The organism is Arthrobacter sp. Y3221114, assembly GCF_059092625.1.
In genome coordinates, this window is the sequence record NZ_JBNHHW010000006.1 from 95098 (window position 1) to 112065 (window position 16968).

General features: G+C 64.0%; 7 protein-coding genes. All 7 read right to left on the reverse strand.

All coding sequences use genetic code 11. The annotated features are described in order from the left end of the window. Positions 1 to 255: 255 nt before the first annotated feature. Positions 256 to 1281, reverse strand: coding sequence for a M20/M25/M40 family metallo-hydrolase (locus tag AC5RV3_RS13825; protein WP_494122639.1), 1026 nt, complete (start codon positions 1279 to 1281; stop codon positions 256 to 258). A 245-nt stretch (positions 1282 to 1526) separates the two neighbouring features. Beyond that, on the reverse strand, positions 1527 to 2777 hold the full coding sequence (locus tag AC5RV3_RS13830; protein ID WP_494122640.1) for a heparan-alpha-glucosaminide N-acetyltransferase domain-containing protein: 1251 nt from the start codon (positions 2775 to 2777) through the stop codon (positions 1527 to 1529). Between the two features lie 22 nt (positions 2778 to 2799). Next, the gene (locus AC5RV3_RS13835) at positions 2800 to 8280 is read right to left on the reverse strand and encodes a Pls/PosA family non-ribosomal peptide synthetase (protein WP_494122641.1); all 5481 of its coding nucleotides are present in this window, start codon (positions 8278 to 8280) and stop codon (positions 2800 to 2802) included. Between the two features lie 139 nt (positions 8281 to 8419). Then, the gene (locus AC5RV3_RS13840; protein WP_494122642.1) at positions 8420 to 9916 is read right to left on the reverse strand and encodes an aspartate kinase; all 1497 of its coding nucleotides are present in this window, start codon (positions 9914 to 9916) and stop codon (positions 8420 to 8422) included. Between the two features lie 102 nt (positions 9917 to 10018). Next, positions 10019 to 11374 (reverse strand): diaminobutyrate--2-oxoglutarate transaminase, encoded by a 1356-nt coding sequence (ectB, locus tag AC5RV3_RS13845; protein ID WP_494122745.1) that lies wholly within the window; start codon positions 11372 to 11374, stop codon positions 10019 to 10021. 589 nt (positions 11375 to 11963) lie between these two features. Continuing rightward, positions 11964 to 14666 carry a LuxR C-terminal-related transcriptional regulator gene (locus AC5RV3_RS13850; RefSeq protein ID WP_494122643.1) on the reverse strand — a complete coding sequence of 901 codons (2703 nt, stop codon included), beginning with the start codon at positions 14664 to 14666 and terminating at the stop codon, positions 11964 to 11966. Then, positions 14663 to 16870: a helix-turn-helix transcriptional regulator gene (locus AC5RV3_RS13855; RefSeq protein ID WP_494122644.1), complete on the reverse strand. Its 2208-nt coding sequence runs from the start codon at positions 16868 to 16870 to the stop codon at positions 14663 to 14665. The genes AC5RV3_RS13850 and AC5RV3_RS13855 overlap by 4 nt, the downstream gene beginning before the upstream one ends. Positions 16871 to 16968: the final 98 nt, after the last annotated feature.

Below are 16968 nucleotides of genomic sequence, written 5' to 3' on the forward strand. Positions count from 1 at the left end.
ACCCGCCGCACCGATACCAGCGCAGAGAAACGAAGCTGCTAGCCACCGTCGATAACGGAGGACCGGTTCCGGCCCTCCCTCGCCTAGGCAATGGTTGAAGTTTAGCAGGATCAGGCCGCTGGCCCGAATCATGCACCAGGAGGAACCCGCAACTTCGACTGGCCTGCGCGGACCAGTAGATCAGAGTCCGAAAACGGGCCATTCCCCACACTGGTGGCAGCCATGCTCCGGACCTGACAATTGATTAGCCGCCGCTTACTCGAGGGCGCTGCTGTCTTCAGCCAGGCTGGTGGCGGCGTGGGTGATCGCGTCGGTCATGATGCTTAGAGCCTCCAGATCGACGTTGCTAATGTCATCGCCTGGCTTGTGGTAGTTCGGGTCGCGCGGCTGCCCCGCAGCGCCGCCGAAGAGGATGCCCTCCCGGGCCGACTTTCTCTCGTTGCTGCCGGTGAACAGGCCGCCCACTGCAACATCTTCCTCAACGAACGCGACCTGATCGGAATAAAAGTCCCAGTCTGTGGACACCCAGGGCTGGTCCCGGGAGTCGAAGTAGTCCGTGAAGAAGTTCATGATCTCCAACGAACCGTCGGGCACGGCCCGCAGGGAGTCGTTATCGGTTCTACGTGGGTCATAGACCGCGATGACATAGTTGGGTGAGGCGACCATGTCGACGTTCAAATAGGCGGCGATGTGGTCGAGTTCGCCGCTGTCGTCCTCTGCCAAGTCCTCGACATAGTGCTGGGAGCCGAACGCCTCCGGAAACTCTTCCGCTCCCCACCACGCGAAGCGCACTTTGTTGTTGGGTTCATTACGTTGGCTGAGTTCTTGCGCGGCCTCCAGCAGAGCCGCCGCGCCGGAAGCGTTGTCATTGATCGCCGGACTGTTCGGCACTCCGTCGAGGTGTGCGCCAAGCATGATCACGTTCTCGTCATTGCCGCCAGCGGTCTCGGCGATGATGTTGAAGGACTCATAGTTCTCGCCGCGACTTTCGAAAGTGAAGTACTGGCGCCAGCTTTGATAACCGGCACCCTCGAGTTGCTGTTCTACGTACTGAGCCGCGGCCTCGTATCCGGAGGTGCCGGTCGCCCGGTCACCGTGCTCGTCCGCAATTGCTTGAAACTCTTCCAGGTGCTCGTACGCTGTGGCAGCCAGCGCCTGCGGCCCGGAATTGTCCTTCCGCACCATGGCCAGGACAAGCGCCACCAGGATAACGACCAGCCCGAGCGCTGCGATGACGACAATTGGCCTCTGATACAGGGTTCGGGGCCAGTGCCGTTTCATGTCACCCTCATGTGTCCAACATCACGACAGCATTCTAGCGTCCGGGCTGTCGGCCAGCGAACGTCGATGGCAGGCATGCAGGCGTTCCGTGGCAGGCATGCAGGCGTTCCGTGGCAGGCATGCAGGCACAAGGATGAAGGCCCCAGGGGTAGACCTCGCTTGGCCAGTTCAGTATGGATGCTGTGGTGCCCACAAGGTTGCCGAAGTACTTCCCGGCCTATGCGCCCGGGGCAGGAGGTCCCTAATCAGCGGGGAACCGTTCCGGATGCCGCAGGAGAGCCGGACGACCCGTCGTCCGCGATCTGTCCGAAGTTTCTGGCAGCCGCGGCGACCGGTCTCTCCAAGGGGCCTTGTCCCAGCCAGCGGCGCCAGATTACACCGAACGCCACGGCGACCGATAGATGCACGATGAACCACACAAAGGGTGCCTCGTAGTGCACCTCCGGGCTGAGCGCGAGCAGGTGAGCGGAGTAGAGGGTCAGTGTCATCGAGCCCATCGCGGCAAGGGGTGCCAGCAAGCGCGCGGCCGCCCGCTCGGCCAGGAGGAACAGGCCGGTCGCCAACAGACCGAGACCGAGGCTGCTGGCGATTGCCAGCGGCATGTTGGAGTGCGGTGTCGCGATAGCGAGCCACCAAGCGGAGGTGTCCGGAATGATCCCGGGCCCAAAGACAAGACCATTGTCCAACTCTTCCTCCGTCAGCCCGCTGGTGGCGAGCAGCCGCTCGAAGCCTCCCATGGCATACAGCAGGATGGCTGAGGCTGCGTTGGACAAGATCGCCAAGCCTGCACCGATAACGGCGATATATCCCTGCACCTTGGGCTTTCGCAGGTCCAGTCGTCCGATCCCCAGGCCGGTCAGGATGTAGCACATGTACGCCAGCGCCGGATATGAGCCGGTCAGCAGTAGATCCGAGGCCACGCCGGCCGGTTCGAAGAAGAAATGCCCCACGGTGGGGTTGAACGTCGACGATGTCGGGAGCATTGGATCCAGCTTCTGCAGCAGGATCGGCGAGACGATGCCGAAGACCGCTGCGCTGATGAACAATGTTTTGGGCCGCAGATGGAGGAAAGGAATGGCGAGCAGGAAGAACACCGAGTAGTAAATCAAGATGCCGTAGGCAGGAGGGTCCTCCTGCTGCAAAAAGGGCGCGATCGTCAGGGCTATCGCTGCGATCAGGACGGCCCGCACGGCCAGTCCCAGACGGTCCCCCGCCATTCGCCGCCCCGTGTGCGGTCTATACCCGCCGGAGGAGAAGGCCAGACCCACTCCGGCGAGGAGGGCGAACAGCGCAGCCGAGTCGCCGGCGAAAAGGATCCACGCCAGGGTCGGCTCGTGGGTTTCCTCATTCGCGTCCGGCAGGATGTGAATGGCGATCATCCCGACGAGGGCCAGACCGCGGGCCGCGTCGATGCCGACCAGACGCCTCCGGTTCTGCATCGACTCACCGGCCGCAGGGCTCACGTCGCGTCCCTGGCTGTCCTGACTGGGGCCCATCTTCGTCCCTGCCTTCCGGTGCCTAGACAATTTCCCGTGCCGGGTTGCCACCGTACCGCGCGCCCTCCGGCACTTGGCTACCCTTCATCAGGAAGGAGTCGGACTCCAGCACCGAACCGTCGCCCATGGCGACGTCGTAGAGCACGTAGGCGCCGACGCCCAAGGTGGCCTCCCGGCCGATGGTAATGGCGTCGAGCTTGAAGACGCCGTCCTCCATCGAGTGGCACTGCACGACGCTGGCGAGGTTGAGGGTCGTGTCGTCGCCGACGGCCACCAACGTCTTCTCCGGGATGACGCAGCCGTCGTCAAAGACCCGCTTACCCATCCGCACGCCATGCAGGCGCCAGAACAGGGGCTTGAACGGGGTGCCGTCGAAGAAATACAGCGGATACGAGATGAACTTCCAAAACCGTTCGTGCCGCCAGAATTTCACGTCATAGATGGAGCAGACGGTCGGGACCATCGCTTTAAATCCCTGGGCGGCACGCTCGAGCACGATGAAGAAGGCGATCATAAAGGCGCCGAAGCTGACCGTGCCCACATAGAGCCCGGGGCCCGGTACACCGGGGAAGAGGATGATGGCGAGTGAGAACGCCAGCATGCCGGCGAGGACGAGAACCCACCGGCTGGCCAGATACAGTCCAATCGACAGCGCATTGTGCCGGTTCTTGGCCCGTATCCCGCGGACGATTTCCTCCCGGCGGTTTACCTTGAGGAATGCTGTGTCCCGATCGACCGATCGGGGAATCTCGAATGCCGGTGAACCGAGCAGGCCTACGTTTTGCCGGACCTCGCCATCGATGGGAACCATGACTTTGCTGCCGAAAAGAACGTTGTCGCCGACACGAGCGCCGGCGGGATACGAGATGTCGTTGCCGAAGAAGTTCTTCGCCCCGATCTTTACCTCGGAAACACGGAAGGACGTACTCGAGTAGGCGGCGTTGCTGATCGACACCCCGTCGGAGATCATGGTTCCGGATCCCACGGTGGTCAGGTAAGGGTTGTCGTGGTCGAGTTCCGTCCCGAAGTTCGACCCTGTCTGCTCCAGGTTGGGCTGCTTGTAGCCGAGCAACCGGAGGTAGTGCACGGCCAGGGAGCTGTCCCCGCTGATATGCATGAACTGGAAGACGTTGGTCATCCGGAAGATGAGTCGGTGGGCCGCGTAGCGCAGACCATACAGCGGATAGGCCTCCCCCGGTTTGATCAAGAGGTTAAGCACTCGAGGAACCGTCAACATTGCTGCCAGACCGACGAGCATGCCACCGAACAGCAAGACGAAAGAAGCCAATGCCAGATCCAGGTAGAACCCCGGGTTCGCATGGTCCACATGACCGGTTTCCACGTAGGCCGGCAGGAGCAGCGCGATGGCCAGCAGAAGCAGCGGGCCGAACAGGACGGTGTTGCTGATCAGGACGAACGCACTGTAGGTGACCCGTCGCCGCCGGCTAACCGGCAGCGGCTCAACCAAACGGTAGTCCACGTCCGTTGGTACCGCAGGGGATCCGTGCCAGCTTTCGCCGGCGGGTACGGACTGCAGTCGCTGCAGCGACGACGAGTGGCCCAGTTGCGCTCCGTCACCCATCGTCGAGTCGATGTCCAGCACGCACCTCTCGCTGATCAAGACGTCCTGGCCAAGGGTGACCCGCCCGGTCTGGATCCACCCGTTATGGGCCCGGTAACCCAAGTAGAACGTATCCCTATTGATCACCGTCCCGCTGCCGATCGTCAAGAGGTCGGTGCACACCGGAGTAATGGGGGTGAGGATGGTGACGTTGGCGCCGATCTTGGCCCCCAGCAACCGCAGATAGAAGGGAAGGATCGGAGTGCCCACGAAGAAGGCCAGCGGGTTGAGTCTAACCAGCGCACGGACGAACCAGAACCTGACGTATGCCAGGGACCAGATGCGGATGTTCTGCTCTTTCCACCGTCCGAGGATCAGCCATTTGAGCAGGATCGGCACGATGCTGAGGGCCAGAAAGAAGCTGACCCCGACGACGATCGAACGTCCCCAGATCTCCAGAACGTCGGCCCCTGCAATGACCCAGGTATAGCCGGCCACGATCGCCGTGATGAAGGCGTAGGAGTAGCCGATGGAGAGCGCTGCTTGCAGGACACCGCACAGCACGATGTCGAAAGTGGAAATCCGCCCTCGTTTTGGCCGGGCGGGCGCTTCCTGTTCCGCCCACACGTCGGCGGCGGTCGGAGAAGCGATCGCCGCAGCGAGCGCTCGAATCGTCGGATGCTCATAAATGACCTGCAGACCGACCGGCGGCAGGTCGGTGTTTGAGCGCAGCGCAGCGGAGAAGCGCGCCATCAGCAGCGAGTTGGCCCCGAGATTGTCGAAGATGTGAGCCTCGACGGAGACGCGTCCCAATCCCAGCACGTCAGCTAGCTGCTCCGCCAGCGCCGCCTCTGCGTCCGTCGCCGGCTCGCAGTACTCGGCGTCGACCGAAGCGCCCACCCGGTTGCTGGGCGTCGGCAGGTTCTTACGGTCGGCCTTGTCGCTGGGCAGCATCGGTATGGTCTCAAGCTGCTCGTAGAAGGCCGGGACCATGTAGCTCGGCAGTCGGTCGCGGAGCTCCTCCCTGATGATTTCGGGCGCGAGATCGGAGACACCCTTGCGCAACGTATAGAACGCGGCGAGCTCGGTCATCCCCGGTGCTGATTCATGCGTCTCGACCACTGCCTGAGCAATCCCGGGGACTTGCAGGAGCACCGATTCGATCTCGGACAGCTCGATCCGGTATCCGCGGATCTTGACCTGGGTGTCGATCCGGCCGTGGTACTCGATCAACCCGTCGTCGGTGATGCGGCCAAGATCGCCGCTGCGATAGATTCGTCCGGAGGGGTTGTTCGGAATGCCCATGAAGTCGGGGATGAAGACTGAATCTGTCTTCTCGGGATGATTCACGTAACCGACCGCCAGCCCGATCCCGGCGATGCCGATCTCACCCATTTCGCCCCGTGGCAGGGCCCGTGGCTCCTCGGGATCCAGGATCATGATCGTGTAGGTCGGCAGTGGTTGGCCTAGTGTGATCGGCTTGTCGGGATGCATAACGTCCCACGTGGCGGTCACGGTCGCTTCGGTAGGCCCGTAGACGTTGAGGAACCTCCGGCCCGGCCGGTGCCAGCGCTCGGCCAGATCCCGCGGGCAGGCCTCACCGGAGACCAGCAGAAAACGCAGGCCAGGGAGCTCATGCTCAAGTGTGGCCAGCAGGGTGGGTACACAACACATCGCGGTAACACGGTTGTCGATGACGAACCGTTCCAGGTCTGCCCCGAGCAGGCTCTTCGAACTCGGCTTGGGCACCAGAGTCGCACCGACCATCCACGGCACCCACATCTCCTCGATGGAGAAGTCGAAGGCGATGGTCAGCCCTTGATAGACGCGGTCATCGCTCTGATATCCGTAGACCTCGGCGGCGACCCGGACAAAGTTGCAGATGCTGGTGTGTTCGATGGCCACCCCCTTGGGACGGCCGGTGGACCCCGAGGTATAGATGATGTAGGCCAAGTTCTCGACCGGGTCGGGCTTCTCGCTGTCGGTGAGCCGGGAGCCGGGCAGGCCCGCGATGTCCGCGGCGGCCATATCCAAACTCAGGGCGCGGGGGCAGTTTTCCGGCAACAGGTCGGCCAGGTGGCTCAGGGTCAACACGCAGCTGGCGCCGGAGTCCTCCATGATGTAACCCATCCGGTCTGGCGGGAATCCGGCGTCCAACGGCACATACGCCGCCTGGATCTTCAGCACCGCCAGCATCGAGACGTAGGACCACAGCGCATCGTCGAACAGCAGCGCAATACGGTCGCCGGACCGTGCTCCGTCGGCGAGCAGGTGACGGGCCAGCTGATTGGCCCGCGCGTCAAGCTGGTCGTAGGTCAACGTCGAGTCCCCGGAGTCGACCGCCAACTGGCCGGCTCGGCCTTCGCGGCGCAGCGAGTCGCATCGGCTCTCGAAGAGCGCCTCCAGACGCTCACCCGGCGACCACCGCACACTTTGGCGGTGCGAGGACTGCAACAGCAACGGGTCCAAAGTAGCTGCCGCCGCCTCACGAGCCGCGTCAGCCGCGGGTACGGAATCGTCCGAGCGCACCTCGTACGGCGCCGCACCGCGCTCCGTCTCGCTAAGTTCGAGTCTCCGTGCGGCAGGTTCGGCATGACCGTCGGCCCGGTCGATAAATACCAGACCTTCATGATCGGCGCGGACAAGGTCTCCGGTGCGATATGCCCGAGGCCAGCCCAGGGTGTCCATGGGAGCATATTTCTCGGCATCTTTGCTGGGATCGAGGCACCTGCCCAACCCGACGCCGCCGATGACCAGTTCTCCTTCTTCGCCCCAAGCGACAGGCGCGTCGCCCTTGTCCACCACGGCCAGTTGCCAGCCGGGCAACGGCCGGTCGATGCGCACCGGAGTCGACCCGTCGGCCTGAGCGCAGGCGACGACGGTGGTTTCGGTGGGCCCGTAGGTGTTCCAGACCTCCCTGCCGGGGGCGGCCAGTCGCGCCGCAAGATCCGCGGGGCACGCCTCGCGGCCGAAGATCAGCAACCGCACGTTTTGCAGCGATTCCGCCTGCCAGAGTGCAGCCAGGGCCGGCACCGTAGGGACGACGGTGATCCCCCGTGCCGCCATCCACGGACCCAGCTCCTCGCCGGAGCGGACCACCTCGCGTGGGGCAGGCACCAAACAGGCGCCGTGCCGCCAGGCCAGCCACATCTCTTCGCAAGTGTCGGCACTGATGGGAAGACCGGCCAGCACACGATCGCCGGGCCCGAGCGGCTCCTCGGTGCAGAAGACGGACGCTTCGGCGTCCACGAGAGCGGCCACCGACCGGTGGGAAAAGGCAATCCCCTTGGGCTTGCCAGTCGAGCCGGAGGTGAAGATGATCCACGCATCATCGTCGGCGGTGGGCGGGCGAACTTCCCCATGGGAGGGCGCGTCCATAACGGGACGGACCCGCAGCCCGGATTCGACTACAGCGCATACTTGAGCCTCTTCCCAGACGCTCGCAGCCCGGTCCCCTGGCTCGTCAGGATCGACAGGGACGTATGCCGCGCCGCGGACGAGCACGGCCAGCACCGCGATGTAGAGGTCGACCGTATCCGCGGCCATCAGGACGCCGACCCGGTCGCCGGCACCGATCCCGCGTTCGCGCAGGTCCAGGGCCAGGGACTCGATCCGCCCCAGCAGCGCCAGGTAACTCAACGAGGTGGTGCCATCATCCAGCGCTAGGGCGTCCGGGTACTCGTCCACGGTGTGAAAAAGGATGTCCAACAAAGTTCGAGGGGTCGGTGCAGGGCCCCCTGAGTACACTGCGGTCGTGGGAGCAACCGTGCTGCCGGCCCGTCCGTTGAGTCCTGCCGGGGCCTGGCCGGTGCGGGCGGCCAGCGTGGCGAATGTTTCCGGAGCCGACTTGTGGGCACCGGCCCGCCGCTTCCGCACCGGCAACTGACCGACGAGCATGGTGGTGTCCTCTGATCCAGAGTACGAGTCCTCGGCTGGAGCCATTGGTACCTCCCGTATCGGCGGTGCTTTTGGGTAGATGGGGTTACTGCGGTTAACCCCTGCTCACGTGGTGCAGAAAGCCAATGTCCTTGTGCCGGCTCGGCAGAGGGTCTGCGCCTGGGCCTTTCCTTCCAGCCCGACGTCAGAGGGAAGATCCTGGCCGGGTAGAGGCAGCCGCCTGAACGACGAACGGCGGAAGTGTGTCTTGCGTACGGTCCCTCACGGCTTCCTTTTCCAATGGCGCGGCTTCTTTTTCCAATGGCGTCAGGCCAAAGGCGATCTGGAGCGCGCGGACAGCATCGGCAAGCTCGTCGGTGCGTGCCACAGCCGCGATGCACAGCTCCGAAATCGAGACCATTTCAGGACTGATTCCGGCGTCCGAGAGCGCTTTGAAGAAAGTGCTCAAGGTAGCGGGCGAAGAGCGCATCCCGAGTCCAGTGAGCAAGACCTTGCCCACTTCGTCATTGTGATAGAGCGCTTCAAAACCGATGCAGCTCTGGGCCGCGTCCAAAACCGAAATGGCTGCCGGCGCCTCCGCGGATGGAAGGGTGAAGGTGATATCGGCGGTTTCGGCGCCCGCATCCCGCGGATTTTGGGCGATCATCTCGATGTGCAGCCCCGATGCGGCGAGTTCCTGAAGGAGCCGCGCTGCGGTCCTCGAGCAGGTTGGGATGCCGGTGACGGTGACTTGTGCTGCAGAGTTGACGCTTGCCACGCCCGAAACCAGGGTCTGTTCGCCTGCGTGCGCATTCGAATGGGGCTGGTCGAGACTGGGCAGAATCATGGTGCCCCGCTTTTGCACGAACGAGGATCGGACATGAATGGGGACACCGAAACGACGGGCGTATTCAATGCATCGGAGGTGGAGAACCTTTGCTCCCGCGGCCGCGAACTCAAGCATTTCCTCGCTGGCGAGCACGTCAATCTTGCGGGCATTGGGTACTATCCGCGGATCCGCCGTATAGATACCGTCCACATCCGTATAGATCTCACAGACGCTTGCACCCAGTGCTGCGGCGAGCGCGACGGCGGTCAGGTCCGAACCTCCCCTTCCCAGAGTGGTGACCGTTTTCCCTTTGCGGCTTTTACCCTGGAACCCTGCCACGACGGCGATCTGACCGTTCTTCAGGCAGGTGCGGATCCTGCGCGGATCGACATCGATAATGTGCGCTTTGCCATGGCAGTCGTCGGTGATGAGGCCCGCCTCGCTGCCGGTGAAAGTCCGGACATCGGCCCCCAAATCCGCCAAGGCGATCGCCAGCAAAGCCGCCGAAACGAGTTCGCCGGTCGTCAACAGGGTGTCGAGTTCGCGGGCAGGTGGATGCGGCGAGACACTGGCCGCGAGATCCAACAACTCGTCGGTGGTGTCGCCCATGGCGGAAACCACCGCCACTACTTGATATCCGGAGGCCTGTGTCTCAGCCACCCGCTGAGCAGCGCGTCGAATGCCTGCGGCATTCGCCACCGACGAGCCACCGTACTTCTGCACTATGACGTTCGTCGGTCGTCCCGCCGTGCCCATCGTTACCGGCAATCCGCCCGGCAGCGCCCCGCCGCTCGTCGAGGCACTGCGCGGGAGGGCGAATGAGTCCTTCGCCGTCCGGACAGCAGCCCCATCCATGCGCTTGAAGTTTTTCACCCTGGCCCCCCGATCTTCGTGGACTGCGCTGCACCTCGGTGCGGTGCCCTGCCCGCCACAACTCCGGACCGCCCTGCGGCGCGCGGCCGGAGCGTGTTCCACCTATCTGCCAATGTGCTCGGCCGGCTCACTGACTGCCTGCTGCAGAACGGAAGCGGACGCTCGTGCCCTCGGAACTTCCCCGCCGCGGTTGATTGACACTTCGTCGCGCCGCTCACCGGTAACCGACCGGACCGCCTCTGCAAGAAGGTCAAGCCCGCGGGTCATGTTTTCCGCGCTGATGGTCAGCGCCGGCATGGTTTTGACCACTTCTCCCTCCGGTCCGGAGGTTTCTACGAGCAAGCCTCGGGCGAAGGATTCGGCGGCAACTTTTCGTGCCATTGTCCGGTCCGGAAAATACAGGCCGGCCAAGAGTCCGCGGCCGCGGACACGGGCGCCTTCGGTTCCGGCCGCCATCGTTGCAAGAGCTGCGTGCAACTGTGCGGCCCGAGCAGCGATGTCTTGTTCGAATCCGCGGCCGTTCCAGAAGTGCTCCAGCGCAGCGGTCCCGGTGACGAAGGCCGGGTTATGCCCGCGGAAGGTGCCGTTGTGCTCGCCAGGCTTCCAGATGTCTAGTTCGGGCTTTGACAGCATGAGGGCAAGCGGCAGTCCGAAGCCGGACAGCGATTTGGACAGGCAGACAATGTCGGGGCGGATGCCTGCTTCCTCAAAACTGAAGAACGTGCCGGTGCGCCCGCACCCGGCCTGAACATCGTCAACAATAAGAAGCACACCGTGCTGGTGGCAGAGATCGGCGAGCCGCCGCAACCACTTTCCACCGGCCGCTCTGAGCCCTCCCTCGCCCTGGACAGTCTCCACGATGACTGCGGCGGGTTTATCCATTCCGGACCCGCTGTCCTCCAACGCATGCTGCAGCCACAGAAAATCTTCCGTCGGCTGGTCGAAATAACCATCGTAAGGAATGCTTGAGGCGTTATTGAGCGGGACTCCTGCGCCTTGGCGCTTCATTGAATTGCCCGTCACCGCCAAGGCGCCGAGCGTCATCCCGTGAAATGCATTGGTGAAGCTCAGCACCTGGTGCCGGCCGGTAACCTTGCGCGCCAGCTTCAGCGCCGCTTCGACGCTGTTCGTCCCGGTGGGGCCCGTGAACATGACCTTATAGTCCAGCCCGCGTGGCGCCAGGATAAGTTCCAGGAACGTCTCTAAGAATCGCCGCTTTGCCGTCGTCTTCATATCAAGTGAATGAATGACAGAGCCGGAGCGCAAATACGCAATCAGCGGCTCCAGCAAAAGCGGATTATTGTGCCCGTAATTAAGTGCGCCTGCGCCGGAAAAGAAATCCAGATATTCCCTGCCATCCTCGCTATACAACTTGTCCCCGGCGGCGTGGTCGAAAACGGTGTCCCACGTCCGGCAGTAACTGCGGACCTCCGACTCCAGGGATGCAAAAATGTCCATCATTTGTCTGCCTTAGCTGTCGTGGACTGGCCCGGGGGTATCGGGGGTATCTCCTCGGGGCGACTGCCGGGGGCCCGGACGACCCCGGCGTCCCATCCTGCTGCCTCGGACGATGCGGGGCCGTCGCATGAATGTCCATGCGGGTGGCGGACCCTCGAGACCTTGACGAATTCTTCGATCATGACCATTCCCCAATGCGTTCAACCGGGTCCCCAATCCGTTCCACCAGACGGATTCTGCGCTCGACCAGCGTGCGCTGCGCTACTGCCGTGACGCTGTGAAGCGCGTTGCTGCCCGTGGCTCAGGTGAGACCCGTATCCCCAATGCGGTGCCGGGATGGATGCACAGCCCGCCGACGCATGTCTGCGGACTGTCCCGAAACCGATGTCGTCGAAAGCCCCATGCCCCCTTGTGTTTTCCGGTGCTTTCGACAGTTTCAGCCTAGGAAGCGGCTACGTTGTTTGCCCCAGTAGCCGACACTCGACTTGGACCGCCAAATCGGCTGATTCCCGCACGGCTGGCCCGACTGCCTACTTGCTGCTTGCCAAGCGGTACTTGGATTCGCGCGTTCAGACACTTACTGATGGCCTCACTGATCGAGTACTTCGGCATACTGAATCAGCTGTTTGCGGTTCTCAACCCCGAGTTTTAGATATATCCGGTAAAGGTGTCCCTCGGCTGTCCGGGGAGAGAGCGTCAAGGACTCCGCGATCTGCTTGTTGGTGGCACCCTGACGCACCAGGAAGACAATCTGTTGCTCCCGCGCGGTCAAGGCCGGTCCACCCCCACGGGCACGCTCGATCGCAGGAGTCGCTACACCCTCGAGTTGACGCAGCGCCACCCGCAATTGGTGCAGTGCACCGTTGTGCTGGCGCTGAAGCCCCTGCCGCTCGTAGATGCCCGATGCCCATGCCATTGCCGTGGCCGCGAGTAGGTCTTTGCCTGCCCGCGTCGCCATCTCGGCTGCTGTCATCAGGTCCCCCGGATCCGATGATGCCCGGCCGGAAGCGACAGCCGCCAAAGCCTGGGTTTCGAGTCCATCCAACGGGGCGCAGAGTTCCGCGAGACGGTCCGCCCCGGCACCGTCCCCGAGCAGCAACTGCTGCTCCAGGATCTCTTTCTCCGCGCTCACCCATCCCGCGGCCCTGGCCGTCGCCGCGCAGGACTCAAGTTCTCCCTGCAGAAGGACCGGAATCGGGCGTGCCTTCCCCGGCGGACCCTCGCGGCACGTTGCAGCAACCGCAGTGAAGGCAGAGGCCACGAGCAGGCGCGGGCGCCTCCCGGTGCCCGCTTCGTCCTGCAAGCCCATGCGGAAGTCTGTGGCTTGCTCGCCGTTGCACAACATCGCTTCAGCAGCTGCCGCAGCTCCGACCGCGGAGGGAAGCAGCATCCCGTGATCCTCATGCCGCAGCGGCCCGAAACCCTCCGCCAACGCTTGGACCGCAGTCTTCATTCGGCCCTGTCGAAAGAGAAGCAGTCCTCGGAGAGCGGGTTCGGTACCTGAAAACCAACGGTGCCGGCACGGAGCGCTCCTGCCGTAATCATCCAGGGCACGTTCGGCTTCCTGGTAGCGGCCGGAGATCAACAAGGACTCCACGTGGCGGGAGAAGACGAAAGGATAGAGTGCCCGCAGCGAGGGAGTCGCTTGGACCAACTGCAGGGCCTCTGTCCCGGCTTCCGCCGCTTGCCGAAAGTGGCCCGTTTCCGCGAGACACAGCGCCTTGACGGTCCCGGCAAGCAGCCGGGCAACAGCGCGCTCAACTCCACCGGAAGGGGCCGCCAGCTGATCAAGGGCCGTTCCGAAGTCTCCTTCCAACATGTGGGCATAAGCCCTCAGCAACCAAGCGCCGGTTGCTGCATCCAGGCAGGCGTCCGCGGCGACCGGAGCGTCGCCCGGGCCTGTCGGGGGTTGCACTCCCGCTGCTTCCATCCAACCGCCAGAAATCTTTTCCAGCTCAACCCGGTAGCCGGCTTCCGGCTCAACCAGGGACGCCCGGAGCAGTGCGGCGGCCGCGATGGTCCGATGGTCCGCGGTGTCCTTGACCAGGTCCAATGCCGTTTTGGCATTCGTACTGTCGCCAAGCCCCCAATGGGCGCGCGCCAGTTCCACATGGGCCGCGGCAGAATCGCCGGTTGTGGCCGCGGCATTGGCAAGCCGGAAGGCCAGCGGATGGTCACACTCGTCATTGGCATGACGTGCGGCGCGCAACGATTCTTCCAGTGATGGCGGCCGGCCGGCATCGATCTTCCAACGCACCAGCTCCACACTGGTTCTTCCAGGTGATGGTTCCAGACGTTGCAGGACATCAAGGAACTGGTCCAGCAGTTCCGCGCTGCGTCCTGCGGGAACCATGGACCGGATAACATCGGCGTACGGCGGGAACCGGAGCCGCACGGTGAGGTCCCCGGCCTGCATGTCGGCCAGCAGCCCAGCCTCCTCCAACGATCGGACCACCGCGCTGTCGAAGAGGGAACCGGCCACTGCCGCCGGCACCGAGCCAGCAAGTGCGGCGATGTCCACTACACGCCGCTGTGATGCATCCAGCCCATTGACCAGTCCCTTGAACAGATCAGTGGTGACTGGATCGAGTCCAACGGGTTCCCGGATCATCCGCCACAATCCGTGGTGCTCTACCACAGCGCCTGTTTGCGCAGCGTGGGCGGCCAGCGCTTTTAGCAGGTGCGGATTTCCCACAGACTTGTGCTGCAGCAACTGCACAGTTCCGCCCGCTATCGTCCCTCCGAGCATCTGCTCGAGGGTGTTGCGGACTTCCGCCGTCGTCAACGGAGGTACTTCGAAGGCTTCCAGGATCCCGTCCTGGCACAATCCAAGGAGTTCACGCGGCTGCGAGTTCCAGCTTCTACAGAGCGCCAGGATCTTGAGCGACCGCGCCATGACCAGTTGCGCCAGCAGATAACTGCTCGCGTCGTCCAGGTCATGGACATCATCGACAATCAGCAACACTGGACGTGCCTCGCCGTCGGAGCCTTCGGCAAGGGAGGAGCGCACTGTCCGCAGGACTGCCAGCGGAGAGTCCAATTCCGCCGCGGTCACTCCCCTCAGATAAGGAAAGAGCGCCCCGTAGGAAACGTTTGCCAGCGTTTGTTCGGCCCGTGCCCGCTGCACCCGCACCGTGTCCCCAAGGCTCCGGACTACCTCATCCGCGAGGGTTGACTTCCCTATCCCGGTGTCCCCGTAAAGCACCGCGCCGCCGGTGGCATGGCCGGCCAGACATCCTGCTACGGCATCGATGAGGTTCCGGCGCCCGCCCCCGGAGCCGGGGACGTTCATGCCGTTGTGCCCGGAGATTCCGGAGCCAGCATCTCGGCCAACTCTTGACGGCTGCGAATGAGCAGCTTAGCAAATACCTGGTACAAGTGGCCTTCCACCGTTCTGGTCGAGACACCGAGTTCCTGGGCAACAGCGTGGTTGCTGCGGCCCTCAGCAACACACCGGGCTACGTCCTGTTCACGCGCCGTGAGGCGCCCGCGCCATGCGGCCTCGTAGCCTGGTTCCGCCCCGTCCGCCAAGAGCGTACGAATGTTGCGCCTGACCCTGCGGAGTACATCGGCCCGTCCAGCTCTGGCTGCGGCCGCCTCAGCTTGGCCGGCCACGTCGCGGGCGAAGGCCAGGTGACCGGCACGTTGCGCTTGCTCGGCCGCTTGGAGAAGCAGGCTGGCGTTTCCGGCGGCAAGCCCCTTCGCATACGTTTCACAGACGGCCGCGAAAGGTCCCTGGCACCGTGTGGCAAGTTCCAGCATCCGTTGGTCCTCGTCGACTCCGGAAAGTCGCGCCATGGCCGCCAACGTCATCAGCTCCATGGTGCCCACCGCCGCCGATCGGTCCGCAGCCGCCTGCTGCCGAAGCAGTCGCAGCGCACCATCGACGTCACCGCCGGCCGCCCGCGCCAAGGCGCGAAAATGCCGTTCCAAGCGGCTGATGAGCCAAGGGCTTGGACCGCTGCCGGGGGGCTCTCCTCCCGTCTCACCCCCGACTTCATTGAGCACGGCGCGGCAGTAAGCCCAGGCCGCTTCGGCGAGCGGTGCCAAGCCGTCCGGGTCCGCTTCCGACACTTGGGCGCGGGCGGAACGCAGCAGGCCCGCTGCACGGTGCAGTTCACCGGTCAAGGCCAGCACGATGCCGTCAACCAGTTCCTCCCAGGTACCGCCGGAATCACCGTGGCGGCCGTACCGCCGGATACTTTCACCAGAGCCCAGCCACGAGCCGGACAGCAAGTAAGCCGCGGCCCGGTGCTGTTGAATTTCAAGGCGGAATTCCTCGGACACCGTTGCAAGGTCCGGCCGGAGTCCGTCGGCGAACGCGAGGGCGTCATCGCCGCGCCCGGTGATGACCAGGGATTCGCAGAGCAGGGCCCGGCTGAGCAGCCTCTGCCAGGTCGGGACAAAGGGATCCTCCGCACAGTTCCGAAGCAGCCCTACCGACCCATCGTACTCACCGTGGAAGACCATGGACCGGGCCGCGTCCAGCGGCGGCACCAACCCGTGCTGAACCGGTTCTGGCTGGCTGCGGGCGGCGCCCGCCCTCCGGTTCACCGCTAGCGGCCGGGACCGATAATGGCCGTCGGGCGACGTGGCGCGCAGGGCTTCGGCCATGAGCCGGTCGGCGATTTCGGCCACTGGTAACGGACGGTAGCCGATGCCAACTATTCCGCGGTGCTGAAGCTGGTCCAAGGCGTCGCCGCGGCCGGTCGCTTGCAGATCGGACAATGACAGACCGCCGGCTGCGGCCAGCCGGCGGGCGAGATCCAGCACGTCATCGCTTAAGCCGCTCAGGGTCGCACACACCGTGCTTACCGTGAGCGGTCCCAGTCTGACTGGGTTCCCGGTATGAACCCATACACCGTGCCGTTCCCGGAGAGCACCTGACGAAACATAGTCCCTGACCAGCAACGGAACGAACCTCGGGTTCCCGCCGGAATGCGCCTGCAGCACCCGCGCTGCCTCGCGTGAAAGCCTTCCGTCCAGCCCGGCCGCAGCCAACTCGCCAACTTCCGCCTGATCCAGCGGAGGCAGGTCGATGCGCTGCATTCGCGGGTCGTGGCCCAGGTGCAGGAACGCCGGTGGAACCGCCGAAAAGTCCCGGGCGAGGATGATTACCCGCGCGTCTCCCCGTGTGACCAGTTGGCTGAGCAGTGTGGCGGAGTCGCCGTCGAAATGCTCCGCATTATCGATGAGCAGGACGACGTTTCTCCTGCCGGCTGCCTGGCTGAACTGTTGTGACAATCCGTCCAGAACCAGCATGGGGTGCGCCAACTGCGAGTCATCCAACTCGGCCAGCAAGTAGGTCAGCGCGCCGTAGGACCGGCTGCGCGCGTACGCGGTGCCCCGCAGCTGGACGACCAGAACACTCGCCCCAAGATGCCCGGCCACATGCCGTGCGAGCAGGGTCTTCCCGTATCCGGAAGGCGCGACCACGACTGCGCCCGCGGATTCCCTGTCCGTCAGCGCTTCAAGAACCGCTCCTGTTGCTTCCACCCGGCCGATCAGAACGGTGTCCGGGCCGGGCACAAGCGCATGACTGAATAAAGTTCCAGCCTTCATGGCGAGACCGTCTTTCTTCCCCTGCCCCCAGC

What these genes read in the sequence shown, in the direction of transcription:
- AC5RV3_RS13825 (WP_494122639.1), bottom strand. Translation starts at nt 1,281, where the DNA reads ATGAAACGGCACTGGCCCCGAACCCTGTATCAGAGGCCAATTGTCGTC.
- AC5RV3_RS13830 (WP_494122640.1), bottom strand. Translation starts at nt 2,777, where the DNA reads ATGGGCCCCAGTCAGGACAGCCAGGGACGCGACGTGAGCCCTGCGGCC.
- AC5RV3_RS13835 (WP_494122641.1), bottom strand. Translation starts at nt 8,280, where the DNA reads ATGGCTCCAGCCGAGGACTCGTACTCTGGATCAGAGGACACCACCATG.
- ectB (WP_494122745.1), bottom strand. Translation starts at nt 11,374, where the DNA reads ATGGACATTTTTGCATCCCTGGAGTCGGAGGTCCGCAGTTACTGCCGG.
- AC5RV3_RS13850 (WP_494122643.1), bottom strand. Translation starts at nt 14,666, where the DNA reads ATGAACGTCCCCGGCTCCGGGGGCGGGCGCCGGAACCTCATCGATGCC.